Source organism: Pseudomonas sp. NPDC087804 (assembly GCF_044742965.1).
In the GTDB taxonomy this organism is placed as follows: domain Bacteria; phylum Pseudomonadota; class Gammaproteobacteria; order Pseudomonadales; family Pseudomonadaceae; genus Aquipseudomonas; species Aquipseudomonas rustica.
The window spans coordinates 808,138-832,782 of record NZ_JBIUVN010000001.1; the positions used below are offsets into that span (position 1 = coordinate 808,138).

Genomic DNA, 24,645 nt, shown 5'->3' on the forward strand with positions numbered 1-24,645 from the left:
GGCAATTCTCCTTATTGCCAAAAATGGTTCCACGGCAATGCCGTGAAACGCTTCTCCTGCACTCATTCTTGGCAAGAGCCCGTCAGTTCAGCAGTGAATACACCTTCTGACAAACGCTCATTTGTTTCGGTTTGCATCCCAAGGACAAGGTCAGAGACCGTGTCTTTTTTCGGCACAAAAAAAACGCCCCGAACCGGTCGGGGCGTTTTTTGGCCTGCACACAAATGACATCGTGCGAAGGTGCTACAAACGGATCAAGCGCTCTTAGTAAGCCTTGCCAGTCTTGTAGAAGTTCTCGAAGCAGAAGTTGGTCGCTTCGATGTAGCCTTCAGCACCACCGCAGTCGAAACGCTTGCCTTTGAACTTGTAGGCCATGACGCAGCCGTTCTGGGCTTGTTTCATCAGGGCGTCGGTGATCTGGATCTCGCCGCCTTTGCCTGGCTCGGTTTGTTCGATCAGGTCGAAGATGTCCGGGGTCAGGATGTAACGACCAATGATCGCCAGGTTCGACGGAGCGTCTTCCGGCTTTGGCTTCTCGACCATGCTGTGAACGCGGTAAATGTCATCGCGGATCATCTCGCCAGCGATTACGCCGTATTTGCTGGTTTCCTGCGGATCGACTTCCTGGATGGCGATGATCGAGCAGCGGAACTGCTTGTACAGTTTGACCATCTGGGTCAGGACGCCGTCGCCATCAAGGTTGACGCACAGGTCGTCCGCCAGTACCACGGCGAACGGTTCGTCACCGATCAGCGGACGGCCAGTCAGGATCGCGTGGCCCAGACCTTTCATTTCGGTTTGACGGGTGTAGGAGAACGAGCACTCGTCGAGCAGCTTGCGGATACCGACCAGGTATTTCTCTTTGTCGGTGCCTTTGATCTGGTTTTCCAGCTCGTAGCTAATGTCGAAGTGGTCTTCCAGAGCGCGTTTGCCACGACCGGTGACGATGGAGATTTCCGTCAGACCAGCGTCCAGAGCTTCTTCAACGCCGTACTGGATCAGTGGCTTGTTTACCACCGGCAGCATTTCTTTAGGCATGGCTTTAGTCGCTGGCAGGAAGCGAGTACCGTAACCGGCTGCTGGGAACAAGCATTTCTTGATCATATAAGTCCTTGAAAAGGCTGTGTGTACGAGTTTCGGCGCAGTCTAATCAGACGGCGTGCACCTTACAATGCCCCGCGCTGGCTAACCGATGCCATCATAGAGAAATATTCTGGCGGATAGTTCCGCTGGCATCATCGAGCAGCGAAATCAGCGTAGCTCAAAGAATCTACCACCATACGCGCATCATCACCCAGCGCCAGCATTTGCCGGTATCATGGCGACTTTGAAACAGCGAACGAGACAGATAGATGGCCGAACCAAAAATCATCAACGGGTACACCGTCGGCAAGGGCAAAGATGGCCAATGGCACATTACTGCCACCAATGGCGAGGATGTTTCCGGGCCGCTACCTACCGAAGCAATGGCGATTGAGGTCGCCTCGGTGCTCGACTACACCCCTCCTGCGCCTAAGCGTCGCGGCAAAAATCAAGACTGATTGACCGCGTTACGCCATAAGCCCTGCCAATACGCAGGGCTTTTTTGTGTCCACGTGCAAACAAGTGGCCAATCGCTATAACCTTTTCACGCCGGCGCTGTCAGAGCGTCTAGTCCCCCTACTCGCTGAAGACGACATCTATGAACATAAACAATTTTTTGCCACTGATTGCAGTACTGGCATTGGCCGGCTGCGCCACCTCTGAGCCGACGTACCTGAAAACCGGTGAACAGGGCTTGACCATCGATTGCTCTGGCGAAGCCAATTCCTGGGCCACTTGCTATGAAAAGGCTGACGCCTCCTGCGCAGGCACCGGCTACCGCATCGTTGGCACCGACGGCACACCTCAGCCAAAAGAGAGCGACAAAACGCTGGGCGTTGACGTCGGCAACTACAAAACCCGCAGCGTCGTGGTGGTCTGCAAATAATCGCTACATGTGAATTTCGGCGAACTTGATCCCGAGGCCACGCACGACTTCGATCAAGTCATCGAGTTTGCTGAACGATTCGACTTCGTCGTTATCGTCGACCAGAAAATAGCTGCGACCGGCGCTTTTCTTGAAAAAGACAATCCATTCGCCCGAGTTCGCCGGGTTCTGGATGACATGGGTGGCAGAGATAAGGCCCTCTGCATGGCGCTCCCGCACTTGCTCTCGCTTCATCGCGACTCCAGAAATGAAAATGCCGCCACAGCATGACTGTGGCGGCATTGATGCTGATGACGGTTAGTCTATCAGCCAGAGATGCAAGCGTTGGCCGCGTTACGCACATCGCGAGGGCGTACCGGCACATTGGACATGCGCTCGTGCAGCTTGATGCTGCTGCCGCCGGAGCGGTCTTCGATGTCGAACACCGCCGCCGCGCCAGTGGAAAGTTTGCCGGGGACGATCACTTCGACACCGTCCTTCTTCGGTTGAACCTGCAATGCACCACGGCTGTCAGCCAGTTTTTCTGCCAGGCACTGCGCATACTCATGGGGCTTCTTGCCAGAGATCACGACCATGGTCGGCAACGTTTCATTGATTTCGGCAACATTCGCGCAACCACCCAAAGCCAAAACCAACGGCAGACACACCACACCCCACTTCATACAAATCCTCCTTTAAAGACCGTCCGACAGCACAAATGCCGTTTTTCTCCGAGGTCTTCTGCATTTAACCTGCATCCAATCGCGAATATCTGTTCAAAATTGTCAAACCAACGCCCGACGGCCAGATAATAACCCGTGCGGGCTGATAAACTGCGCCCAATCGACAAGCTATCGTTTTGATTTTGTAGAAAAAGCCCTTCTGGAGGCGCCCATGAAATTTATTCACCAGCGCGAGCACCTCAACGAAGACGACATCGTCGTCATCCAGTGCTCGCAAACCTGCAACATCCGTCTGATGAACGACGCCAACTTCCGCAGCTTCAAGAACGGCGGTCGTCACACCTACCACGGCGGCGCTTTCGACACGTTTCCGGCCCGCATCACCGCACCGAGCACCGGTTTCTGGAACATCACCATCGACACCGTCAACCGTCGGCCGATCAGCGTGACCCGCAAGCCGACCCTGACGCACTCGATCAAGATCATTCGCCGCTCCAGCACCAAACTGAGCTGAGCCGATCCCGCCAACGCACACAGGTAAGCATGAACGTGGCCCAAACGACCAAATACGTTATCAAGTACAAACTCAATGGCGAACGCCGCTTTGAGTTCGCGCAGTTGGAAAACGGTACCGCCGAAGAAGCCAAGGCTGCACTCGATGCCCTGCATGACAACGAAGATGTGATCAGCGAAATCAGCGTCAGCAAAGCGTTGTAAGGCGCCGCTGCGAATTCGACCGCAAGCGGCGGAGTGTTCTGCCGCAGGGATGTGTCTAGCCTGATCACCTCGACTTTGCGTCCAGGAATCAGCATGCCAATGTCCCCTGCCCGACTGAATTCGCTCGACTGGTCAGCGCTGGAGCAGCAACTGGATCAGGATGGTTTTGTCATCATCCGTTCCCTGCTGCTTGGCCAGACGTGTGATCGTTTGAGTGACTTGTACCCGCAGACCGAACCGTTCCGTTCGCAGGTCATCATGGCCCGCCACGGCTTCGGTCGCGGCGAATATAAATACTTCCGCTATCCATTGCCCACAGCCGTAGAGCGGCTGCGCACAGCGTTGTATCCGTATCTCGCGCCGCTAGCGAATCGCTGGCATACGCGCATGAATTTGCCCGAGCGTTTTCCGACGACGCACGCTGAATTTATTCAGCAATGTCACGCCGCCGAACAGACGCGCCCTACTCCGCTGTTACTGCGCTATGGCCCGCAGGACTACAATTGTCTGCATCAGGACGTGTACGGCGAACGGTTATTTCCGCTGCAAGTGGCGATTCTTCTGTCAGAGCCTGGCGAAGATTTCACCGGCGGCGAGTTTGTTTTGACCGAACAGCGCCCACGCATGCAATCACGCGTTCACGTCATGGATCTGAAAAAAGGCGACGCCTTGATCTTCGCGGTGAACCAACGACCGGTCAAAGGCGTACGCGGCGACTATCGGGTGACCATGCGTCACGGCGTCAGTCGCCTGCACAGTGGAAATCGGCATACCCTAGGCATCATCTTTCACGACGCATTGTGAACACCATGCAACCGAGCAACTTCGACCTGTTCGCTGACAACGAACCGCAACAACAGCCTCGCGCAGACCAGATCGGTGAACAATCGTGGGTGCTGAGGGGTTTCGCGCTGCCTGTTGTCGATCAACTTCTACCGGCACTGGAAAACGTACTTGAAGCGGCGCCATTGCGCAGCATGATGACGCCGGGCGGATTCAGTATGTCCGTCGGTACCAGCAGTTGTGGCGCTTTGGGCTGGATCACCGACCGCAGTGGCTACCGTTACTCCAGCATCGACCCGCTTAGTGGAGCGCCATGGCCAGCAATGCCAGAGGCCTTTGCTGAATTGGCCCATTCAGCCGCCACCCAAGCCGGTTTTCCTGATTTTGTGGCAGATTCCTGCCTGATCAATCGCTATATCCCCGGCGCCAAAATGTCTTTGCATCAGGACAAAGACGAAAATGCCTACGCCGCGCCGATCGTTTCTCTGTCACTGGGTTTACCGGCGATGTTCCTTTTCGGCGGTTTTGCCCGCAGCGACAAGACCCAACGTGTTCCGTTGCTGCACGGCGACATGGTGATTTGGGGCGGCGTCGATCGGCTGCGCTTTCATGGCGTGTTACCGATCAAACAGGGTCGACATCCACAACTCGGTGAGCAGCGGATCAACCTGACCTTCCGCGTAGCCGGATAAGCTTAAGAGTTTGACCGCAAGGCCCGGAGTGTTGTCCTCGCCGGCGCTGGATAACCTGAATCAAACAGGCCAACGGATTAACCTTCATGAAAACGCTTTCGCCCCACCTCGACATCGAAACCGATCCACGCTGGGCTGCCGTCGTTGCCCGCGACCCACGGGCGGACGGGCAGTTTGTCTACGCGGTGAAAACCACCGGCATCTATTGCCGCCCGAGTAGCCTGGCGCGCCTTCCAAAACCACAGAATGTGGAGTTTTTCGACAGCGCTGCCGAGGCTGAAGCGGCGGGTTATCGGCCGAGTAAGCGCGCCGGTAAAGATCAGACGGAGGTCAACGCTCAACACGCGAAGACGGTGGCGCAAGCCTGTCGGCAGATTGAGTCGTCTGAAACGTTACCGACGCTGAATGACCTCGCGGAAACAGCAGGCTTGAGTCCATTTCATTTCCACCGCGTGTTCAAAGCTTCTACCGGACTCACCCCGAAAGGTTATGCCGCCGCGCATCGCTCGCGCAGGGTGCGTGAACGCTTGGCGGACGGCGGTTCGGTGACCGATGCGCTGTATGACGCGGGCTTTAATTCCAATAGTCGTTTCTATGAATCAGCCGATCAGGTTTTAGGCATGAAGCCCGGTGATTACCGCGCGGCCGGGCAGAACAACGATATCCGCTTCGCTGTCGGCGAATGCTCGCTCGGGGCGATTCTGGTGGCGCAAAGTGATCGTGGGGTTTGCGCGATTCTGCTGGGGGACGATCCGCACCAATTGGTGTGTGATTTACAGGATCAGTTTCGCCGCGCCAATCTGATTGGTGCCGATAGCGATTTTGAGCAGTTGATCGCAAAAGTCGTGGGGTTTATTGAAGCGCCGGCCATTGGCCTCGACTTGCCGCTGGACGTCAGAGGCACGGCGTTTCAGGAGCGAGTCTGGCAAGCGCTGCGGGAAATTCCTGCGGGCAGCACTGCCAGTTATTCCGAAATTGCCCTGCGCATCGGCGCGCCAACCTCGATGCGCGCGGTGGCTCAGGCCTGTGGTGCGAACCGGTTGGCGGTAGCGATCCCCTGTCACCGTGTGGTGCGCAGCGACGGCAACCTCTCCGGTTACCGTTGGGGCGTCGAACGTAAGCGCCTGTTACTGGATCGCGAAACGCAGGCCTAGCGTCGGCTGATTCTCAGCGATTGACGTCGACCACAACCCGGCCACGAATGCGCCCGGCAAGCAACTCAGGCGCAGTATTAATCGCCTCGCTTAAAGCGATTTCATGGCTGATCAGGGGCAACAAGGCGAAATCCAGATCCTTGGCCAGACGCTCCCAAGCCTGCACGCGACGGGCCTTGGGTTGCGTCACGCTGTTGACGCCCGCGAGGGTCACGCCGCGCAAAATGAACGGTGCAACCGAGCCCGGGAAGTCCATACCCTGCGCCAATCCACACGCGGCGACGGTGCCTTCGGAACGCGTACTGGCGCAGGCGTTGGCCAATGTATGGCTGCCGACCGAATCAATCACCGCCGCCCAGCGCTCCTTCGCCAATGGCTTACCCGGCTCGGACAGGGTTGCACGATCGATGATTTCGCTGGCGCCGAGTTGCTTTAAATATTCGTGCTCAGAAGCCCGGCCAGTGGACGCCACCACGCGATAACCCAAGGTGTTCAGCAGCGCAATGGCAAAGCTGCCGACGCCGCCATTGGCGCCAGTCACCAGCACCTCGCCTTGCTCCGGGGTCACGCCGTTATGCTCGAGCGCGAGAATGCACAGCATCGCCGTGTAACCCGCCGTGCCAATGGCCATGGCTTGTGCAGCGGTGAAGGCTTCGGGCAACGGAATCAGCCAATCGCCATTGAGTCGCGCTTTCTGCGCCAGACCACCCCAATGGGATTCGCCGACGCCCCAGCCGTTGAGCAACACCTTGTCGCCCACTTTATAGTCGGGATGCGAACTGGCTTCGACGGTGCCCGCCAGATCAATCCCCGGCACCATCGGAAACTTGCGCACCACCGGGCTGCTGCCGGTAATCGCCAGACCGTCCTTGAAGTTCAGCGTGCTGTAGGCCACCTGCACCGTGACATCGCCGTCGGGCAGTTGATCTTCATTGAGTTGCTGCAGGTCGGCGCGGTAACCGCTGTCGTCTTTGTTGATCACAATGGCGTTGAACATGATTGCCCTCGCATGGCTGGATGTTGAAATGTCGTGCCTTGAAATACCACATCGCAACACGTTGCCACACTCGACTTTGTGTCTGGCTTAAATTTCATCGGGTAATTTCATTGTCGGCGTCTATGCTTTTTCGACTACCCTGCTGATCTTGGCCAAGCCCTCTAGAATCACCTTGTCGATGGAGTTGACGATGTCTCACCCGCGTTCTCTTGTAGTGATGCTGATGCTCAGTCTGCTGGCATTTGGCAATGCGTGGGCGGCGCCTGCCCCGGCTGCTGATGCGGCAACATCTGCAGCACCGAGTGAGCCGGCGTGGCCACAAGTCATTACCAGCGGCAAATCGAAATTGACTGTGTACCAACCGCAACTCGACAGTTGGGACGGTTACACGCTCAACGCTCGCGCGGCTGTCGAAGCTACCGGCGCTGATGGCAAATCCACTTACGGCATCGTCGAGTTCAGCGCCCACACCTTGGTCGACAAGGCCACGCGTTGGGTCGCGCTCGATCAATACAAAATCATCAAAGCCGATTTCCCGGCCGATGCCACTCAGGCAGACAATTGGGCGGCGGCGCTGCAAAAAGACGCCGACAAGCGCAAGAAAACCATTTCCCTTGATCAGCTCGAAGCCGCTGTCGGCGTATTGTCGGCAGAACAGAAGGCAGACAGCGCTCCGCTGGAAAACAACCCGCCGACCATCATCAGTTCCGACGTCCCGGCGATGCTGGTGTACATCGACGGTGATGCGGCGTATCGGCCGGTGGAAGGCACGTCGCTGCAACGAGTGATCAATACTCGCCCGCTGCTGCTCAAGGACGAACAAGGCAAACACTATCTGCACGTGTTTGATGGCTGGATGGTCGCCGACCAGATCAACGGTGATTACACACGCCTGGCAAAACCGCCAGCCGATCTGGAAAAAGCCAAACAGGCCGCCATCAAAAGCCGTCAGGTCGATCTGCTGACCGGGCAAAGTGATCCGAAAGACAAGATCCCCAGCCTGGCCAAACCGCCGCAGCCAAAGATCTTCATTGCGACCACGCCTACCGAGTTACTGGTAACTGATGGCGCGCCGCAATGGCTGCCGATTCAGGGCACCGGCCTGCTCTACGTCAGTAATACCACCGGGCATATCTTCAAGGAAATCGGTGATCAGAACAGTTACGTGTTGATCTCCGGACGCTGGTTCCGTGCCAGCGACATGAAGGGCCCATGGACGTTTACCCCGGCGGACAAACTGCCGGCAGACTTCGCCAACATTCCCGACGACAGCCCGAAAGAGAACGTCAAAGCCTCGGTCGCCGGTACTCCGCAGGCGAAAGAAGCGGCGATTGCCGCGACCATTCCGCAGACCTCGGCGATCAAGAAAAGCGCGGTGAAAATGACCGCACCGCAGTTCGATGGCGAGCCGCAGCTCAAAGCGATCAACACCACGCCGTTGCAATATGTAGTCAACAGCGCCACACCGATCATCCGGGTCGACAACAACAGTTGGTACGCCGTGGAAAACGGCATCTGGTTTACCGCCACCTCGGTGAACGGCCCGTGGGTCGTGGCCAGCTCGGTGCCGGCAGTGATCTATTCGATCCCGCCGAGTTCGCCGATGCATTACCTGACTTACGTGAAAGTCTATGAGTCCAGCGGCGATACCGTGGTGGTCGGTTATACCCCGGGTTATCAGGGCTCCAATATTGATCCGGTGACTAATGTCGTGGTTTACGGCACCGGTTATCCGTACACGCCGTGGGTCGGTAGCGTCTGGTACGGGCCGCCGGTGACTTACGGTTTCGGCGTCGCGATCCGTTACACCCCGTGGACTGGATGGACATTCGGATACGGTTTCGGCTGGAGTTGGGGCGGCAGCACCGTGGCGATGGGCTGGGGCTGGGGCGCTTATCCGTGGTGGGGAAATTACGGTTGGGGTTACGCCTGGGGCCCGCGCTTGTATCAAGCGCCACTGGCTTGGGGCGGCGCTGCTTATGGTTATCGTGGCGGCGCAGTGGCGTGGGGCCCGGGCGGATGGGCCGGCACCACCGGCAATATCTATCACCAGTGGGGTGACCGCGCGACGGTCAGCCGTTATGGAGCCGGTTACAACGCCTGGACCGGCAATCGCTGGGCAGGTCAGGTCGGCTCTTCTTACAACTCGCGCACCGGTGTGGCGGCCGCAGGTCAACGCGGCGCGGTACACAACGTCTACAACGGCAATTACTCGGCCGGCCGCAGCGGTGCAGTCGTCGGGCCGAATGGCGGCGCTATCGCCGGCGCGCGCCTGACAGAGGGTAATACGCGCACCGGTACGCAGGTCACTGCCAATCGCGGCGCGGTGTACAACCCTAATACCGGCAAGACCACCCAATATGGCGCTATTCACGGCCGCAACGGTGGCGCCGCGCAGGTCGGCAACAACGTTTATGCCGGGCGCGACGGCAACGTCTACAAAAAAACCGACAGTGGCTGGCAGTCGATGGTAGGCGGTGGTGGCAGCACACGCGCGGCGCCGCTGAACAACAACCCACAGCTGCAAAATCTCAATCGCGATTCCGCTGCGCGTAATTTCGGCAACCAGCGCACCAACAACTTCCACAACTCCTCGCAATTCATGAATCACTCCTTCGGTGGTGGTGGAGGCGGCGGATTCCATCGACGTTAACGGCTTGTGAATTTCGGACTGGCCCTGAGTCCGGTTTTGCTGTTAAAAAACCGGCTCAGCCGTCCCTGCCCGTTTCAACGTTCGGAGTACCGCTTTCATGAGCCAATGGCCAGACACCCGCATTCTTGACCTGTTCGGCATTGAGTTGCCGATCATCCAGGCCCCGATGGCCGGCGCCACGAACTCGTCGATGGTGATTGCCGTGTGCAACGCTGGTGGCTTGGGTTCGATGCCCGCCGCGATGCTGAGCATTGAGCAGTTACGTGAAGAACTGAAAACGATCCGCGAGCACACCGACAAACCTTTCAACGTGAATTTCTTCTGCCATCAGCCACCGGCAGCCGATGAACAGCGCGCGCGTGAATGGAAGAATTTGCTGGAGCCTTATTACCGCGAACTGGGCGTCGACTTTGATGCACCGACGCCGGTGTCCAATCGGGCGCCGTTTGATGCGGCCGCTTGCGAGGTGCTGGAAGAGTTTCGCCCTGAAGTGGTGAGTTTCCACTTCGGTCTGCCGGAAAAATCTCTGCTGGATCGGGTCAAGGCTACAGGCGCGAAAATCATCTCCTCGGCCACCACCGTCGATGAAGCCGTGTGGCTGGAGCAAAACGGCTGCGACGCGATCATTGCCATGGGCTATGAAGCCGGTGGCCATCGCGGGATGTTTCTCAGCGATGACCTGAGCAGTCAGGTCGGCACCTTTGCTTTGGTACCGCAGGTGGTTGAAGCGGTGAGGGTTCCGGTGATTGCGGCCGGTGCGATTGCCGATGCTCGCGGGGTGGCGGCGGCGTTCATGCTCGGTGCGTCAGCGGTGCAGGTCGGCACGGCATATCTGTTCACCCCGGAAGCGAAAGTCAGTGCCTCGCATCACAAGGCTTTGCGTACAGCCAAGGAAAGTGAAACGGCCGTCACCAACATTTTTACCGGCCGCCCGGCGCGTGGGATTCTCAACCGTGTGATGCGCGAACTCGGGCCGATGTCGGCGAAGGCGCCGGCCTTTCCGTTAGCCGGTGGCGCGCTGATGCCGTTGCGAGCGAAGGATGATGCGCAGTTTGCCAATCTTTGGGCGGGTCAGGCGTTTACGCTGGGGCGGGACGTCAGTAGTGCGGAATTGACGAGGCAGTTGGCTGAGGGGGCGTTGGCTAAACTTGTGAGGTAGCGGACGGATTTCGCAGCAATTGGAAAGAGGGCCTGCTGCGCGCGCCAACGGGGATAAATCCCCTCGCCACAGGGGAGTGTTTCGCTATATATTTCGCTATATAGCGAATTCACCCCCTCGCATCGGCGCAGTCCACCTCCAACAATAACTGCCCTCTGCACTTGCCAACAACGGAGCTGTTACATGACCACTCGTGCCTCACGTTTTGCCCCAACTTGCCTGGCCGCTTTGCTGGCGACCTTCGCCATCGGCGCTGCTCAGGCTGATGAAGTGCAAGTGGCAGTTGCCGCCAACTTCACCGCACCGATTCAGGCCATCGCTGCAGATTTCGAAAAAGACACCGGGCACAAACTGATCGCAGCCTACGGCGCCACTGGCCAGTTCTACACCCAGATCAAGAACGGCGCGCCATTCGAAGTGTTCCTCTCGGCCGACGACACTACCCCGGAAAAACTCGAGAAAGAAGGCGATACCGTTAAAGGCTCGCGCTTCACCTACGCCATCGGCACCCTGGCGCTGTGGTCGGCAAAAGAAGGCTATGTCGATGCCAAAGGCGACGTGCTGAAGAAGAACGAATACCAACATCTCTCTATCGCCAACCCAAAAGCCGCGCCTTACGGCCTGGCCGCCACCCAAGTGCTGGAAAAACTGAAACTGACCGAAGCCACCAAAGCCAAAATCGTTGAAGGCCAGAACATCACTCAGGCCTACCAGTTCGTTTCCACCGGCAACGCTGAGCTGGGCTTTGTAGCGCTGTCGCAGATCTACAAGGACGGCAAAGTCAGCAGCGGTTCGGCGTGGATCGTTCCAGCCAGCATGCACGACCCGATCAAACAGGACGCCGTAATCCTCAACAAAGGCAAAGACAACGCCGCCGCCAAAGCGCTGGTTGAATACCTCAAAGGCCCGAAAGCCGCTGCGGTGATCAAGTCTTACGGCTACCAGCTCTAAATGTCGCTGACGAGTGCCGATTTCGCGGCGATCTGGCTGACCCTGAAACTGGCGTCCCTGACCACCGCGATCCTGCTGGTTGTCGGCACTCCGATTGCCCTGTGGTTGTCGCGCACCCAATCGTGGTTGCGCGGCCCGATCGGGGCGATCGTCGCCCTGCCCCTCGTGCTGCCGCCGACCGTTATCGGTTTCTATTTGTTGCTGATGATGGGGCCGCACGGTTTCCTCGGCCAGTTCACCCAATGGCTCGGGCTTGGCACGTTGACGTTCAGCTTCACCGGACTGGTGATTGGCTCGGTGATCTATTCCATGCCGTTCGTGGTGCAACCGTTGCAAAACGCGTTCTCGGCGATCGGCACCCGCCCATTGGAAGTGGCGGCGACCTTGCGCGCCAATCCGTGGGACACATTTTTCAGCGTGATTCTGCCGCTGGCCCGCCCGGGTTTTATCACGGCGGCAATCCTCGGTTTCGCGCACACCGTCGGTGAGTTTGGCGTCGTGTTGATGATCGGCGGCAACATTCCTGACAAGACCCGCGTGGTCTCGGTGCAAATCTACGACCACGTCGAAGCCATGGAATACGCGCAGGCCCATTGGCTGGCCGGCGCCATGTTGGTGTTCTCGTTCCTGGTGTTGCTGGCGCTCTATTCCAGCCGAAAAACCCGCGCAGGCTGGAGCTGATCGATGATCGAAGCACGTCTGAAAATCGCTTATTCGGGCTTCAGCCTGGATGTCGATCTGCACTTGCCGGGGCGCGGTGTTTCCGCGTTATACGGACATTCCGGCTCGGGCAAAACCACCTGCCTGCGCTGCATTGCCGGCCTGGAGCGCGCCGAGCAAGGCTTCGTGCAAATCAACGACGAAATCTGGCAGGACAGCGACAACGGCATTTTCGTCCCGCCGCATAAACGGGCGTTGGGTTATGTGTTTCAGGAAGCCAGTCTGTTTCCGCATCTGTCGGTGCTGGCCAACCTGCAATTCGGCCTCAAACGTATCGCCAAGTCGCAGCGCCGGGTTGATCTGGCACAAGCCACCGAACTGCTCGGCATCGGCCACTTGCTCGAACGCCATCCGCAGCATTTGTCCGGCGGTGAACGCCAGCGTGTCGGCATCGCCCGTGCACTGCTGACCAGCCCGAAACTGTTGCTGATGGACGAACCCCTCGCCGCCCTCGACAGCCAGCGCAAAAGCGAAATCCTGCCTTATCTGCAACGGTTGCATGACGAACTGGATATTCCGGTGCTGTACGTCAGCCACGCGCAGGACGAAGTCGCGCGACTGGCCGACCATCTGGTGTTGCTCAGCGACGGCAAAGCGCTGGCCAGCGGCCCGATTGGCGAAACCCTCGCGCGTCTGGATCTGCCGATGGCAATGGGTGATGACGCCGGGGTAATCATCGAAGGTCAGGTCAGCGCTTACGATGCGCAGTACCAACTGCTGAGCCTGCAACTGCCGGCCACCGAAATGAATATTCGTGTCACTCACGAACCGATGACCGTCGGCCAGGCCCTGCGCTGCAAGGTGTACGCGCGGGACATCAGTCTGGCGCTGCACGATGACGCGTCCAGCAGCATTCTCAATCGCTTGCCGGTCACGGTGGTCAGCGAACAAGCGGCGGACAATGCCGCCCATGTGCTGATTCGTCTCGATGCCGGGGGCACTCCGCTGCTCGCGCGCATCACCCGCTACTCGCGCGATCACTTGGCGATCCATCCGGGCCAGCAACTCTGGGCGCAAATCAAGGCAGTTGCAGTGCTCGCATAAATCATTCGGCACCACGGCGAGAGCGCGCGGTCAATCGTTTTACAGACCGCCGCGCCACTTAAGGAAGTCGCCATGTCCGAAACCGAGCTGACCGATGCACTGCCATCCGACCTGCACTACGTCGATGACACGCAGCCCGGCATCACCCGCAAAAAACTGCGCGGCAAGTTCGCCTATTTCGAGCCGTCCGGTCAGCGCATTACCGACCCGGACGAAATAAAACGCATCAACGCCCTCGCGGTTCCGCCGGCCTATGTCGATGTGTGGATCTGCGCCGACCCGCGCGGTCATCTGCAAGCTACAGGCCGCGATGCCCGGGGTCGCAAGCAATATCGCTATCACGCTCGCTGGCGCGAAGTGCGCGATGCCGACAAATATTCGCGTCTGCGCGAGTTCGGTCTGGCGCTGCCAAAACTGCGCAAACAACTGGAAACACTACTGGCCGCGCCCGGCTTTAGCCGCGACAAGGTTATGGCCACGGTGATCACTCTGCTCGACGCCACGCTGATTCGCGTCGGCAACACGCAATACGCCCGCGATAATCGCTCTTACGGGCTGACCACCCTGCGCAGCCGCCATGTCGAAGTGAATGGCAGCGCGATCCTCTTTCAATTTCGCGGCAAGAGCGGCATCGAACACCAGATCACCGTCAAGGATCGACGCCTCGCGCGGATTATCAAACGCTGTCTGGAGCTCCCCGGACAGAATCTGTTTCAGTACCTGGACGAACACGGCGAGCGCCACACCGTCAGTTCTTCCGACGTCAACAGCTACCTGCAAACCCTGACCGGCGCCGATTTCACCGCCAAGGATTACCGCACCTGGGCCGGCAGCGCCTTGGCCTTGGCGGTGTTGCGTGAACTGCAATGGGAGTCGGAAACCGAGGCCAAACGGCATGTGGTCGACATGGTCAAAGGCGTCGCCAAACAGTTGGGCAACACGCCAGCGGTGTGCCGCAAGTGCTACATCCACCCAGCGGTGGTGGAAAAATTCATGCTCGGCGCCCTCGCCGAACTGCCGCGCCCACGCGTGCGCAAGGGGCTGCGCAGTGAAGAAGTGGCCTTGGCGATGTTTCTCGAACGGATGAGCGAGATGGCCGTCGCACCTTGATCGTCCGCGCATCGTCGTCTAGGCTAGCCACCTTCCCCTCTTCAGGATGACCGCAGAAGTGAACAATCAGGCCTTCTAAAAATGTAATCGCGACAGTCGCCGCTTGGCGTTTGTCAGTCTTCACGACATTTTTGGAGGTGCCGATGACTCACGTCTCGCGTACGCCTGCCCTCGTCTCGCTCAATCAGCTGAGTTTCCAATTCGCCAATGGCGAGACGATTTTCAACGCACTGAATCTGCATTTCGATCATGTCCCGACCGCGATTGTCGGTCGCAACGGTGTCGGTAAAAGCGTGCTCGCGCGCCTGATTGCCGGGCAGCTACAGCCCACCTCCGGGAGCGTTTCAAGCGCAGTGCCTGTGATGTACGTACCCCAAACATTTGTCGGCGCCCCTGGCCAAAAGGTGGCGGACGCGACGGGTACAGCCCAAGTACTTGAAGCACTGCAGCGCCTCGACCAGGGCAATGCCAGCGCCGACGATTTCGACATCATCGGCGATCGCTGGGATTTGCCGGAACGTTTACGGCAGATGCTTGATGAGTGCGGACTCACCGATATCGCTGATACCGACCTCACCGAAAACCTCAGCGGCGGCCAACAAGTCAGAATCGCCCTGATCAAAGCGCTGTTGAGCCAGGCGCAATTGCTGGTGCTGGATGAGCCAACCAATCATCTGGACAGCGCCGGTCGCCAATGGCTGCTGAGATCACTACAACACTGGCGCGGCGGTCTGATCGTCATCAGTCATGATCGACAGTTGCTGGAGCGGATGCAGCGGATCGTCGAACTGACGCCGTTGGGCGTGAATGTTTTCAGCGGCTCCTACTCAGCCTTTACCGAACAACGAAGCCTGCAACACGCAGCCGCTCAGGCACAACTCGATCAAGCCAGAACCGAACGCCAGCGCGAGCGTTCCCGCCTGCAACGCGAGCACGACACGATCCTGCGCCATGCCGCCAACAGCCGTCGCAATGCGCAAACCGCGAACGTCTCCAGCATCGAACGCGCCGGCATGAAAGGCGCGGCGCGGGACATCATGGGACATGTGCGCGTTGGCCATCAGGCGCGTAAATCCGATCTCGATAACCGCGTGAGTGAGGCGTTTACAAAGGTGCTGCCCGAAGACAGCGTGCTGATCAATCTTCCGGGCAGCGTGGTGCCGAACAGCCGCCAGGTCTGCACGCTCGTGGATGCGTGCCTGCCGTGGTTATCGCCGGCGAACCGACTGAGTCTCACGATCCAGGGGCCGATGCGCATCGCCGTCAGTGGCCCTAACGGCTGCGGTAAATCGACCCTTCTGAACATGCTCGCCGATGAACTGGAACCGGCCAGCGGTACCTGCACGTCTCATGTACCGATGGCATTTCTCGATCAACAACTGCGTCTGCTTGATGACGGAAAATCCATTGTTGACCAGTTGCTGGCTCAGCAAACACCGTTGAGCGAAGGCAACCTGCGCAGTTATCTGGCGCACCTTCAACTAAATGCCCAGCGTGCGACGCAGCCCTGCGCTTTGCTCAGCGGCGGCGAACGCCTGAAGGCTGCACTGGCATTGGCGTTGTGGCGCCAGATTCCGGCGCAATTGCTCTTGCTAGATGAACCGACCAATCATCTGGATCTGGCCTCGGTGGAAGCTTTCGAACAGTCATTACAGAGTTTTCCCGGCGCCATTGTCGCGGTTTCCCACGACCAGACGTTTCTACAAGCGTTGAATCCAAGCCATCGGCTAACGTGGCAGCCAAGCGGTTGGCTGCTGCAACCGACGAGTTGAGCTGACTATTTTTTGCACGATTGCCACAGGCTTCTATAGTTGATCTGACACGAATCAGCTGCGGTGACGCCATGGAAGACATTTTCGTTGTGAAGCGTTGCAACAAGATCATCATTCATGGTCGTCGCGCCGAGGACAGCCAGCACGAACCCGCCGAAGCTATCGGCTGGTTTCGCATTTGCGATACACGCACAGGCGGTTTCATCGGCGATGGCTACGACCGGGAGGAAGACGCACGGCGCGAATGCCTGCGTCTCAACGCAGCGAGTTCGATATTACCGGCTCGCGAATCGTCAGCCTGATGCTGATCATTTGCGGGTCTATACTGAAACCAGCTGAAGGAGCAGCGCCCCAACGGCATAAAGCTCGCAGTTCGCGGGCTTTTTGCTGCCGCTCAGCGGTTTCACCGAACGGAGGTGTTCCATGTCCGAAAAAGAGTCCATCACCACCCTCCTCACCTTGCTCGACGCCCGGCAGGCGCGCCTCGCGGCCGCTTGCAAAGAGATCGCCGACTGGGTTGATCATCAAGGCGGTCACCCCACCGCCCTGCGTATTCGCGATCGTCTGAATGACATCGAGAAAGACGCGCCGTTGATTCGCAACACGCTGTCGGCGCTCAGACCCATTGACCGGCCTCTGCCACGGTTTAGATAACAAACGCGAATAGCACGAACGCCCCGCTGCGACTTTCGATCGGGGCTCTAGAGCGGCGACGGCTGTGCTACCGAGGGATTATCTGTCCGGCGTTTATATTTTCCTCGTTGATTTGTTTATTTTCACAAAATCATCACATCTGCGCGCTTACTGTGAAGTCACTCCTTTGGAGATCACACTTAACGCCCGCCCGCATGCGGGTGTTTTTTTGCCTGAAATTTGGCTCGGCGAACACCTGCGGCTATCAGTGGTCACAATTTAGTACACGTCACAAAGGAGACGATTCATGGTTATCCATTTCAACGTCGACGGTCATTTAGCCTGCGGGCATAAAGGCAAACATCTCACTGCCAGCCGCGAACTCAATCGCGTGAAGTGCCGCAGCTGCCGTAATACCGATGCGTACAAGCAAGCCAGAAAAGATCAGCGTAACGCGGCTCGACGCGCAACACGCCAGGCCAAAACCACACACCACGCCGTCAACTGGCGCTCCTCATGGGTAGAGCGTTTGGCTGCGATGCCGGGGCGTCAACGCCTGCCTCGCGGCTTTGCCGGACAAGCCTTCGTTTAGTCCGCAATATAAAATGGGCCGGCGAGTGCCGGCCCATTGCTTACTAGTTGTTGCCCTGAACATCCTTCACGGTCTTCAAAGCCCGGTTCGTTAAATCAATACACTTCTGTTTGTCGCCTGCCTTTTGCGCGGCCTCGGCGTCTTTACGGTCTTGCTGGATATTGCCCAAAGCAGGCTGTCCCATCACTGCCGTCTGTTTGAGGTCGTGCAGTTTCTGCAAGTTAATGGCGCACAAGTCATCAGCGGCAAACAGCGGTGTTGCAACAACCAAAGACGCGAAGAACAGACCTAATCGTTTCATGACGAATTCCACCTGTTTGGACTTGGGAATTTGACTATAGATGCTGAATTGAAAGAGCGACGGCCAAGGCATACGAAACGCTGAAACAAACAGCCGAACACTAATCCAGCGGCTTGCCGGCGGTCTCCTTGACCCTCATCAAACCGATCAAGGTCAGACCGACGCAGAACATCATGTACAGGGCTGGCGCGTTGTTATTGCCCGTCAGCCCGATAAGCCCGGTGGCAAAAAACTGCGCAAAGCCGCCAAAAACAGAGACGCCCAGGCAATAAATGATCGACAACCCGGTCGCACGAATCGCCCGTGGAAACAGCTCGGTCACCAGCACCAGTGTGGGCACGGTAATCAGCACCAACAGAAACGTGGTGACCAATGAAACGGCCAGCAGTGTTATCAGCGTCGGATACAGATTCATCAACATAAAGGCCGGATAAATCAGCAGCAGCATCGGAATGCAGCCCAGCGCAATCGTGCGCCGCCGACCGATGCGATCACTCAACCGCCCCGCCCAGATCGACAGGCTGATCTGCACCAGCGCGCCAAGACAGGCAGCCGTCGTGCCCATGGTCATCGGCAGATGCAGGACAGTCACGGTGTAGTTGGTCATGTAGTCGAGCACGATATAGCTGGATGCCGTGCTGCCGATCACCAGCAACACACCGCTGACGACCGTGCGCCGATAGTCCCGAAAAATGACTCGCAGACTGGACGTCGCCTCACTGCCCTCTGGCGTTTCAGCGGCGGTTTCCTTCAAGTGACGGCGGATGTAGATGCCGACCGGGATCACCAACATCCCCAACACAAACGGCAGACGCCAGCCCCAGCTTTCCAGTGCCTCGGCGCTCAAGGAAGAACTGAGCGCCAGTGCCACCAGCGCGCCGAGCATGAAGCTCAACCCCTGACTGAACAGCTGCCAACTGCCATAAAAGCCACGGCTGCGATCGTCAGCGTATTCCATCAACATCGCTGTGGAGGCGCCCACTTCGCCACCGATCGCAAAGCCCTGAACCAGCCGCGCCAGCACGATGATCACCGGCGCCGCGATGCCGATCTGCGCGTACGTCGGCGCAATCGCAAACATCAACGAACCCAGCGCCATCAGCCATAACGTCACCATCATTGCCGGTTTACGCCCAACGCGGTCGGCGTAGGCGCCCAGCACCAGACCACCAATCGGGCGCATGCCGAAGCCGACACCAAAGGTTGCCAGTGACAGCAGCAACTGCCCTAACGTGCTTTCGACCGGGAAAAACTGCCGACCAATGAGCGTGGCAAAGAAGCTGTAAACAGAAAAATCGTAGAACTCCAGCCCGGAGCCGATGGTGATCGCGGCAATGGCACGCGCGCCAAGCGGTTTTCGAACTGAAGAAGTCGCAGGTATTGCGCTGGAAACAGATGCAGACATCGGGTGAACTCCTCAAAGATCGATCACGAATCAGCGCAGAAAGGTTTCAACCAGGCGCACCCAATAGCTGGCCCCTGTCGCGAGGCATTGATCGTTGAAGTCGTAACCCGGGTTGTGCACCATGCAGCCACCCTCGCCGTCCCCGTTGCCAATCAGCAGGTAGCAGCCGGGGCAGCGCTGCAACATGACCGCGAAATCTTCGCTGCCGGTCAGCGGTTGCAGATCGCGAACCAGGCCCTCCTCACCCAGCCAGTCAACGGCAACTTGTCGGGCAAATTCGGTGCTTTCGGCATGGTTGATCAACGGCGGAAAACGCTGGGCCTGATCGACGACGACAGTGGCACTCGCGCCGAAGCTTGTTGCCTGCGCTTCGGCCAGGTCGGTGATTCGTAAGATCAATTCGTCGCGAACTTCAGGTTTCAGTGCGCGCACGCTCAGTTGCAGTTCGGCGTGATCGGCAATGACGTTCGGGGCGATGCCGGCGTGGAAGGAGCCGACGGTGACTACGGCAGTGTCGAGCGGATTAACGTTGCGCGAGACGATGCTTTGCAGCGCCATGACAATCGCAGCGCCGACAAACAACGGATCAATGGCTTTGTGCGGCATCGCGCCATGTCCGCCAATACCGTCGACTCGAATGGTCACGGTATCGGTGGAGGCCATGAACGGCCCCGGTAAAAAACCGAGCTTGCCGACCGGCAGGCCCGGCATGTTGTGCATCGCAAACACTGCATCGCAGGGAAACAGTTCGAACAAGCCGTCATCCAACATGCGTTGCGCGCCGCCATCGCCCTCTTCTGCGGGCTGGAAAATCACTACCAGCGCGCCATCGAATTCGCGACTGTCGGCCAGATGTCTGGCAGCAGCGAGCAGCATCGCAGTATGACCGTCGTGCCCGCAGGCATGCATCACGCCATCGTTTCGGCTGGAATACGCCAGGCCCGTTTGCTCAACAATCGGCAAGGCGTCCATGTCGGCACGCAGGCCGATCATTTTACTACCGCTGCCGTTGCGCAACAGTCCAACGACGCCGGTGCCCGCCATGCCGCGATGCACCTGATAGCCCCATTCTTCAAGTTTTCCGGCAACGAGGTCGGCAGTGGCGAACTCCTCAAAGCTCAATTCTGGATGGGCATGAATGTGTTGCCGCAGCGCAATCATTTCTTCCTCGATCGCGCGGATACCGGGCAGCGCAGGCAAGTCGATCATCACGTACTCCTCATTTTTTAAAGTCTTGTTTTCGGGTGTTCCGCTGATAGGCTGCGATGCTAATCAGTTGGCGATGGCCGTGGCAGTCGCAAAAAGCGGGGGCTGAAACCCGCTGGTTTACACCTTTGACTGGGAGAAGTGATGAAGCTGCATCAATTGCGCGCGCTGGTGATGACCGCCGACTGCGGGAGCATTCGTGCTGCCGCGCGGCAACTGGGTGTCTCGCAGACCTCAGTCGCCAAAGCGTTGCGTGAGCTTGAAGAACACCTGCATTTGCCACTGCTGGTGCGCAATGCCAACGGCGTAGTGCTGACCCAATACGGACAGTCGCTGCTGCAACATGCGCGGCAGATGCTCAGTCAGCTGGAGCGCGCGCAACTGGAACTCGCGCATTTGAGCCACGAGGCGCAAGGCCAGTTAAGGTTGGGGATCTCGCCTTGGATGGGCATGACGTTATTGCCGGAAGTGGTGATGCTGTTTCGTCAACGCATGCCGAAAGTGCGTCTGGAGATTTTCGAGGGGTTGATGGCCGTGGCACTGCCAAGATTGCGCGATGGCACGATGGAATTCGCGGTTGGCCTGGTCTCTTCGCTGCTGCCACGGCCCGAGTTTGTCAGCGATCCATTGTTCACCTATCAAATGGCGGTCGTTGCCCGCCGCGAGCATCCACGGCGGCACAGCCAATCCATTCATGAATTGCTCGATATGGATTGGGTGGTGAACTACCCGGATGCCAGTCACGAAGGCCTGATGACCGAACTGTTCTGGCAACACGGTGCGCAGATCGATATGCAACACATCCACCGCGCGCACTCGCCTCAGCTGACGTTATCGATGATTGAGCAAACTGACATGCTCAGTTACTTCCCCGAGCCGATGTTAACCGTGCCGATGTATGGCGAGCGTGTCGCGCGACTGCCGCTGAAGGAAGCGTTTGCGACTGACACGATAGGCATCGTCACCACCCGCAATGTGCAGTTGGGCGTGGCGGCTCAGTGTTTTGTTGAGTGCCTGACACAGGTTATCCGCCGTCGCGCGCGTTCGGCGCGTAAAGAGGATGTTGAGTTGTTCGATACGCTGGAATTGTTGATCTGAATACTCGGCTGGTTTTTCTGGGCACAAAAAAGGGCTTGCATGAGATATGTCATGCAAGCCCTTGATATTCATGGTGCCCGAAGCCGGAATCGAACCGGCACGCCCTTACGAGCGGGGGATTTTAAGTCCCATGCGTCTACCAGTTTCGCCATTCGGGCGGTAGCGCGGTGTTGCTGTCTCCGACTGCTCAGTCGCGATCCTGACAGGATGCAGGCTTGAACAGCCGAGCGGGAAATATATACATCACTCCCCGGTGAAGCAAGTTCGCATTGGCTGTTTTATAGACTAAATCTTACAGCGCAGTGCAAATAAAAAAGCTCCGTAAATCATGGATCTACGGAGCTTGTTTATAGTGGAGGCCGAGGTCGGAATCGAACCGGCGTAGGTGGATTTGCAATCCACTGCATAACCATTTTGCTACTCGGCCTCAAAACGTTTGCTATCAGTAGCACAACAACAAACGCGTTTTAAACTTGGAGCGGGAAACGAGACTCGAACTCGCGACCCCGACCTTGGCAAGGTCGTGCTCTACCAACTGAGCTATTCCCGCTTGGTGATGCGCATTCTATAGAATTAAGAAGCTCCGTCAACCCCTTGATTCAAAAAAGTTTTATTTCTTTTCAACATCGGTCTTCAGATGCGGCCAGGCAGCGCGAAGGTATTGAACCATCGACCACAACGTCAGGCCTGCGGAGATCATCAACAGCGAATAACCCAGAATGACCCAAAAGGTAAAGTCCTTCGGATTGGCCAACAGGATCACCAGCGCGAGCATTTGTGCGGCGGTTTTCCATTTGCCGAGATTGGACACGGCGACATGCGCGCGGGCACCCAGCTCGGCCATCCACTCACGCAGTGCCGACACGACAATCTCGCGACCGATGATAACGGCGGCTGGCAGAGTCAACCACAGGTTGCCGTGTTCTTGCACCAACAACACCAATGCGACGGCGACCATCAGCTTGTCGGCAACCGGGTCGAGGAAGGCGCCGAATGGCGTGCTTTGCTCCAGGCGACGGGCCAGATAACCATCCAGCCAGTCCGTTGCAGCGGCAAAGGCAAACACCGAAGCGGACGCCATGTAGCTCCACTGGTACGGCAAATAGAACAGCAAAATGAAGATCGGGATAAGCAGGACGCGTAGAACGGTAATCAGATTAGGGATATTCATCGGCACAACTGGCTACGAGGTGAGGGGGCATTCTACTCGCTATGCAGGTTCGCATAAATCGACTCTGCGAGCTTTTTACTGATCCCCGGGGCTTTGGCGATCTCTTCGATGCTGGCACGAGTCAGCTCCTGCAATCCACCAAAATGTTTGAGCAAATCTCGACGGCGGGTAGGCCCGACACCGGCAACGCCTTCCAGCGTTGAGGTACGCCGGGTTTTGCCGCGACGTGCGCGGTGCCCGGTAATTGCAAAACGGTGCGCTTCGTCGCGGATCTGCTGGATCAGATGCAGCGCCGGCGAGTCGCCGCGCAGCGTGAACTCGTGCGCTGCATCATTCAGATACAGAGTTTCGAAACCAGCCTTGCGCGTTGCGCCTTTTGCAACGCCAAGCAAGATCAGATCCGGCACCGCCAATTCGTTGAGCACGTCACGCGCCATCGACAACTGACCTTTGCCACCGTCTACGAGCAGAATGTCCGGCAGCTTGCCCTCGCCTTCCTTCAGTTTGCTGAAGCGTCGGGTCAAGGCCTGGTGCATGGCGGCGTAATCGTCGCCCGCTGTCACACCTTCGATGTTGTAGCGACGGTAATCGGATTTGATTGCGCCTTCCGGGCCGAACACTACACATGATGCGACGGTCGCTTCACCACTGGAGTGACTGATGTCGTAACACTCCAGACGCTGCGGCGGCTCGTCCAGATTCAGCACTTCGGCCAATGCTTCGAAACGCGCAGCGGTGTGTTGGCGGTTGGCCAGACGCGCACTCAGTGCCTGTTCGGCGTTGGTGACCGCCAACTGTTGCCAGCGCGCTCGCGTGCCACGTACCCGGTGACTGATGGCTAATTCACGCCCGCGCAATTTGTGAATGGCTTCGATCAGCGTCGGGAAATCTTCGTGGACGACGTTGACGATCAACTCGCTCGGTAGATCGCGTTCCGGGCTGCTGATGAAGTACTGTCCGAGAAACGCCGCCATAACCTCAGAGACGTCTTCTTCAATCCCGACTTGCGGGAAGAAATTCTTGCTGCCGAGCACGCGCCCGCCACGGACACTGATCAGATGCACGCAGGCACCGCCCGGGTTGACGAACGCAGCAATGACGTCGATATCGCCCGTACCGCCTTCCATGCTCTGCTGATCCTGAACCCGGCGCAGCAAGGCGATCTGATCGCGCAATTCGGCGGCGCGCTCGAATTCGAGGTTGATCGCTGCCTCCTCCATCGCCGTCGACAGTTCATTGGTCAGCGCGTGGCTACGCCCTTCAAGGAACATCACCGAGTGACGCACGTCTTCGGCGTAGACCTCAGGCTCGACCAGGCCGACGCACGGCGCTTTGCAGCGTTTGATCTGATATTGCAGGCACGGACGGGTGCGGTTCTTGTAATAGCTGTCTTCGCACTGACGGACGAAAAAGGTCTTTTGCAACAGGCTGAGACTTTCGCGAATCGCCCCGGCGCTCGGATATGGCCCGAAATATTTGCCTTTGGCCTTTTTCGCGCCGCGATGAATGCTCAGACGCGGGAACTGGCCGTCCGACAAAAACACGTAGGGATAGGATTTATCGTCGCGCAACAGAATGTTGTACGGCGGCCGCCATTCCTTGATCAGCGTCTGCTCGAGTAGCAGCGCCTCGGTTTCGTTGGCGGTGATGGTCGTTTCGACCTGAGCAATACGCCCGACCAGCGCAGCGGTTTTCGGCGCCAGCCCGGTCTTGCGGAAATAACTGGCCAAACGCTTCTTGAGGTTCTTGGCCTTGCCGACATAGAGCAGGCGCGCATCGCTGTCGAACATGCGATAAACGCCGGGGCGCCCACTGACGGTGGAGAGAAAGGCGCCGGAATCGAATACTTCAGTCAT

At 58.0% G+C, this 24,645-nt stretch carries 27 protein-coding genes and 3 tRNA genes; 18 read left to right on the forward strand and 12 right to left on the reverse strand.

Features of this window, described 5'->3' with window-relative positions; genetic code table 11:
- Positions 1-264: 264 nt before the first annotated feature.
- Positions 265-1,104, reverse strand: coding sequence for a UTP--glucose-1-phosphate uridylyltransferase GalU (gene galU, locus ACIOMO_RS03535; protein ID WP_053120371.1), 840 nt, complete (start codon positions 1,102-1,104; stop codon positions 265-267).
- 248 nt (positions 1,105-1,352) lie between these two features.
- Here galU and ACIOMO_RS03540 point away from each other — a divergent pair, with 248 nt between their 5' ends.
- Both ACIOMO_RS03540 and ACIOMO_RS03545 read left to right on the forward strand, forming a co-directional pair.
- The gene (locus tag ACIOMO_RS03540) at positions 1,353-1,541 is read left to right on the forward strand and encodes a hypothetical protein (protein ID WP_053120372.1); all 189 of its coding nucleotides are present in this window, start codon (positions 1,353-1,355) and stop codon (positions 1,539-1,541) included.
- A gap of 140 nt (positions 1,542-1,681) precedes the next feature.
- Entirely contained in the window at positions 1,682-1,969 is a 288-nt protein-coding gene (locus ACIOMO_RS03545) for a hypothetical protein (protein ID WP_053120373.1), read from the forward strand.
- Positions 1,970-1,972: 3 nt separating this feature from the next.
- Here ACIOMO_RS03545 and ACIOMO_RS03550 read toward each other — a convergent pair whose 3' ends face one another.
- Together ACIOMO_RS03550 and ACIOMO_RS03555 are read right to left on the reverse strand one after the other, a co-directional pair.
- Positions 1,973-2,203, reverse strand: a complete 231-nt coding sequence (locus tag ACIOMO_RS03550) for a hypothetical protein (protein WP_053120375.1) — start codon at positions 2,201-2,203, stop codon at positions 1,973-1,975.
- Positions 2,204-2,274: 71 nt separating this feature from the next.
- A complete protein-coding gene (locus ACIOMO_RS03555; protein ID WP_159812356.1) occupies positions 2,275-2,631 on the reverse strand; it encodes a hypothetical protein in 357 nt (118 codons plus the stop codon).
- Positions 2,632-2,842: 211 nt separating this feature from the next.
- Between ACIOMO_RS03555 and ACIOMO_RS03560 the strand changes: the two genes are divergently transcribed.
- The 5 genes from ACIOMO_RS03560 to ada all read left to right on the forward strand — a co-directional run bounded on the left by ACIOMO_RS03560 (position 2,843) and on the right by ada (position 5,977).
- A complete protein-coding gene (locus ACIOMO_RS03560) occupies positions 2,843-3,145 on the forward strand; it encodes a DUF1883 domain-containing protein (RefSeq protein WP_007946189.1) in 303 nt (100 codons plus the stop codon).
- Positions 3,146-3,174: 29 nt separating this feature from the next.
- Entirely contained in the window at positions 3,175-3,348 is a 174-nt protein-coding gene (locus ACIOMO_RS03565) for a hypothetical protein (protein WP_282353989.1), read from the forward strand.
- 93 nt (positions 3,349-3,441) lie between these two features.
- The gene (locus tag ACIOMO_RS03570; protein ID WP_212550765.1) at positions 3,442-4,152 is read left to right on the forward strand and encodes a 2OG-Fe(II) oxygenase; all 711 of its coding nucleotides are present in this window, start codon (positions 3,442-3,444) and stop codon (positions 4,150-4,152) included.
- 5 nt (positions 4,153-4,157) lie between these two features.
- Positions 4,158-4,823, forward strand: coding sequence for a DNA oxidative demethylase AlkB (alkB, locus tag ACIOMO_RS03575; RefSeq protein WP_212550775.1), 666 nt, complete (start codon positions 4,158-4,160; stop codon positions 4,821-4,823).
- 86 nt (positions 4,824-4,909) lie between these two features.
- The gene (gene ada / locus ACIOMO_RS03580; RefSeq protein ID WP_401238151.1) at positions 4,910-5,977 is read left to right on the forward strand and encodes a bifunctional DNA-binding transcriptional regulator/O6-methylguanine-DNA methyltransferase Ada; all 1,068 of its coding nucleotides are present in this window, start codon (positions 4,910-4,912) and stop codon (positions 5,975-5,977) included.
- 13 nt (positions 5,978-5,990) lie between these two features.
- Here the strand turns inward: ada and ACIOMO_RS03585 are convergent, their stop codons facing one another.
- Positions 5,991-6,974 carry an MDR family oxidoreductase gene (locus tag ACIOMO_RS03585; protein WP_401238154.1) on the reverse strand — a complete coding sequence of 328 codons (984 nt, stop codon included), beginning with the start codon at positions 6,972-6,974 and terminating at the stop codon, positions 5,991-5,993.
- Between the two features lie 190 nt (positions 6,975-7,164).
- Between ACIOMO_RS03585 and ACIOMO_RS03590 the strand changes: the two genes are divergently transcribed.
- From ACIOMO_RS03590 to ACIOMO_RS03635, 10 genes are all read left to right on the forward strand, one after another.
- Complete coding sequence (locus ACIOMO_RS03590; RefSeq protein WP_401238157.1) at positions 7,165-9,627, forward strand: autotransporter; 2,463 nt, start codon at positions 7,165-7,167, stop codon at positions 9,625-9,627.
- A gap of 97 nt (positions 9,628-9,724) precedes the next feature.
- Positions 9,725-10,786: an NAD(P)H-dependent flavin oxidoreductase gene (locus tag ACIOMO_RS03595; protein WP_401238160.1), complete on the forward strand. Its 1,062-nt coding sequence runs from the start codon at positions 9,725-9,727 to the stop codon at positions 10,784-10,786.
- A gap of 183 nt (positions 10,787-10,969) precedes the next feature.
- Entirely contained in the window at positions 10,970-11,737 is a 768-nt protein-coding gene (gene modA / locus ACIOMO_RS03600; RefSeq protein ID WP_400644915.1) for a molybdate ABC transporter substrate-binding protein, read from the forward strand.
- Positions 11,738-12,418: a molybdate ABC transporter permease subunit gene (gene modB / locus ACIOMO_RS03605; RefSeq protein ID WP_212550761.1), complete on the forward strand. Its 681-nt coding sequence runs from the start codon at positions 11,738-11,740 to the stop codon at positions 12,416-12,418.
- Positions 12,419-12,421: 3 nt separating this feature from the next.
- Positions 12,422-13,501: a molybdenum ABC transporter ATP-binding protein gene (gene modC / locus ACIOMO_RS03610; RefSeq protein WP_401238164.1), complete on the forward strand. Its 1,080-nt coding sequence runs from the start codon at positions 12,422-12,424 to the stop codon at positions 13,499-13,501.
- Between the two features lie 72 nt (positions 13,502-13,573).
- Complete coding sequence (locus ACIOMO_RS03615) at positions 13,574-14,611, forward strand: DNA topoisomerase IB (protein ID WP_053120393.1); 1,038 nt, start codon at positions 13,574-13,576, stop codon at positions 14,609-14,611.
- 143 nt (positions 14,612-14,754) lie between these two features.
- Complete coding sequence (locus ACIOMO_RS03620; protein WP_401238167.1) at positions 14,755-16,383, forward strand: ABC-F family ATP-binding cassette domain-containing protein; 1,629 nt, start codon at positions 14,755-14,757, stop codon at positions 16,381-16,383.
- 71 nt (positions 16,384-16,454) lie between these two features.
- On the forward strand, positions 16,455-16,685 hold the full coding sequence (locus ACIOMO_RS03625; RefSeq protein WP_053120397.1) for a hypothetical protein: 231 nt from the start codon (positions 16,455-16,457) through the stop codon (positions 16,683-16,685).
- A 121-nt stretch (positions 16,686-16,806) separates the two neighbouring features.
- Positions 16,807-17,037, forward strand: coding sequence for a hypothetical protein (locus ACIOMO_RS03630; RefSeq protein WP_053120399.1), 231 nt, complete (start codon positions 16,807-16,809; stop codon positions 17,035-17,037).
- 286 nt (positions 17,038-17,323) lie between these two features.
- Complete coding sequence (locus ACIOMO_RS03635; protein ID WP_053120401.1) at positions 17,324-17,608, forward strand: hypothetical protein; 285 nt, start codon at positions 17,324-17,326, stop codon at positions 17,606-17,608.
- A gap of 43 nt (positions 17,609-17,651) precedes the next feature.
- Here ACIOMO_RS03635 and ACIOMO_RS03640 read toward each other — a convergent pair whose 3' ends face one another.
- From ACIOMO_RS03640 to ACIOMO_RS03650, 3 genes are all read right to left on the reverse strand, one after another.
- Entirely contained in the window at positions 17,652-17,909 is a 258-nt protein-coding gene (locus ACIOMO_RS03640; protein ID WP_053120488.1) for a hypothetical protein, read from the reverse strand.
- A 100-nt stretch (positions 17,910-18,009) separates the two neighbouring features.
- Positions 18,010-19,314, reverse strand: coding sequence for an MFS transporter (locus ACIOMO_RS03645; protein WP_401238172.1), 1,305 nt, complete (start codon positions 19,312-19,314; stop codon positions 18,010-18,012).
- Positions 19,315-19,344: 30 nt separating this feature from the next.
- A complete protein-coding gene (locus tag ACIOMO_RS03650) occupies positions 19,345-20,523 on the reverse strand; it encodes a M20 aminoacylase family protein (RefSeq protein WP_401238175.1) in 1,179 nt (392 codons plus the stop codon).
- 141 nt (positions 20,524-20,664) lie between these two features.
- On the opposite strand from ACIOMO_RS03650, the gene ACIOMO_RS03655 reads away from it, so the two are divergent.
- Complete coding sequence (locus ACIOMO_RS03655; RefSeq protein ID WP_401238178.1) at positions 20,665-21,618, forward strand: LysR substrate-binding domain-containing protein; 954 nt, start codon at positions 20,665-20,667, stop codon at positions 21,616-21,618.
- A gap of 71 nt (positions 21,619-21,689) precedes the next feature.
- On the opposite strand, the gene ACIOMO_RS03660 is transcribed toward ACIOMO_RS03655, so the two are convergent.
- The 5 genes from ACIOMO_RS03660 to uvrC form a co-directional block, all read right to left on the reverse strand.
- Positions 21,690-21,776: transfer RNA gene (locus ACIOMO_RS03660), tRNA-Leu, on the reverse strand.
- A gap of 195 nt (positions 21,777-21,971) precedes the next feature.
- A tRNA-Cys gene (locus tag ACIOMO_RS03665) sits at positions 21,972-22,045 on the reverse strand.
- A gap of 47 nt (positions 22,046-22,092) precedes the next feature.
- A tRNA-Gly gene (locus tag ACIOMO_RS03670) sits at positions 22,093-22,168 on the reverse strand.
- A 60-nt stretch (positions 22,169-22,228) separates the two neighbouring features.
- Positions 22,229-22,789 (reverse strand): CDP-diacylglycerol--glycerol-3-phosphate 3-phosphatidyltransferase, encoded by a 561-nt coding sequence (gene pgsA / locus ACIOMO_RS03675; protein WP_053120408.1) that lies wholly within the window; start codon positions 22,787-22,789, stop codon positions 22,229-22,231.
- Positions 22,790-22,821: 32 nt separating this feature from the next.
- The gene (gene uvrC, locus ACIOMO_RS03680) at positions 22,822-24,645 is read right to left on the reverse strand and encodes an excinuclease ABC subunit UvrC (RefSeq protein WP_053120410.1); all 1,824 of its coding nucleotides are present in this window, start codon (positions 24,643-24,645) and stop codon (positions 22,822-22,824) included.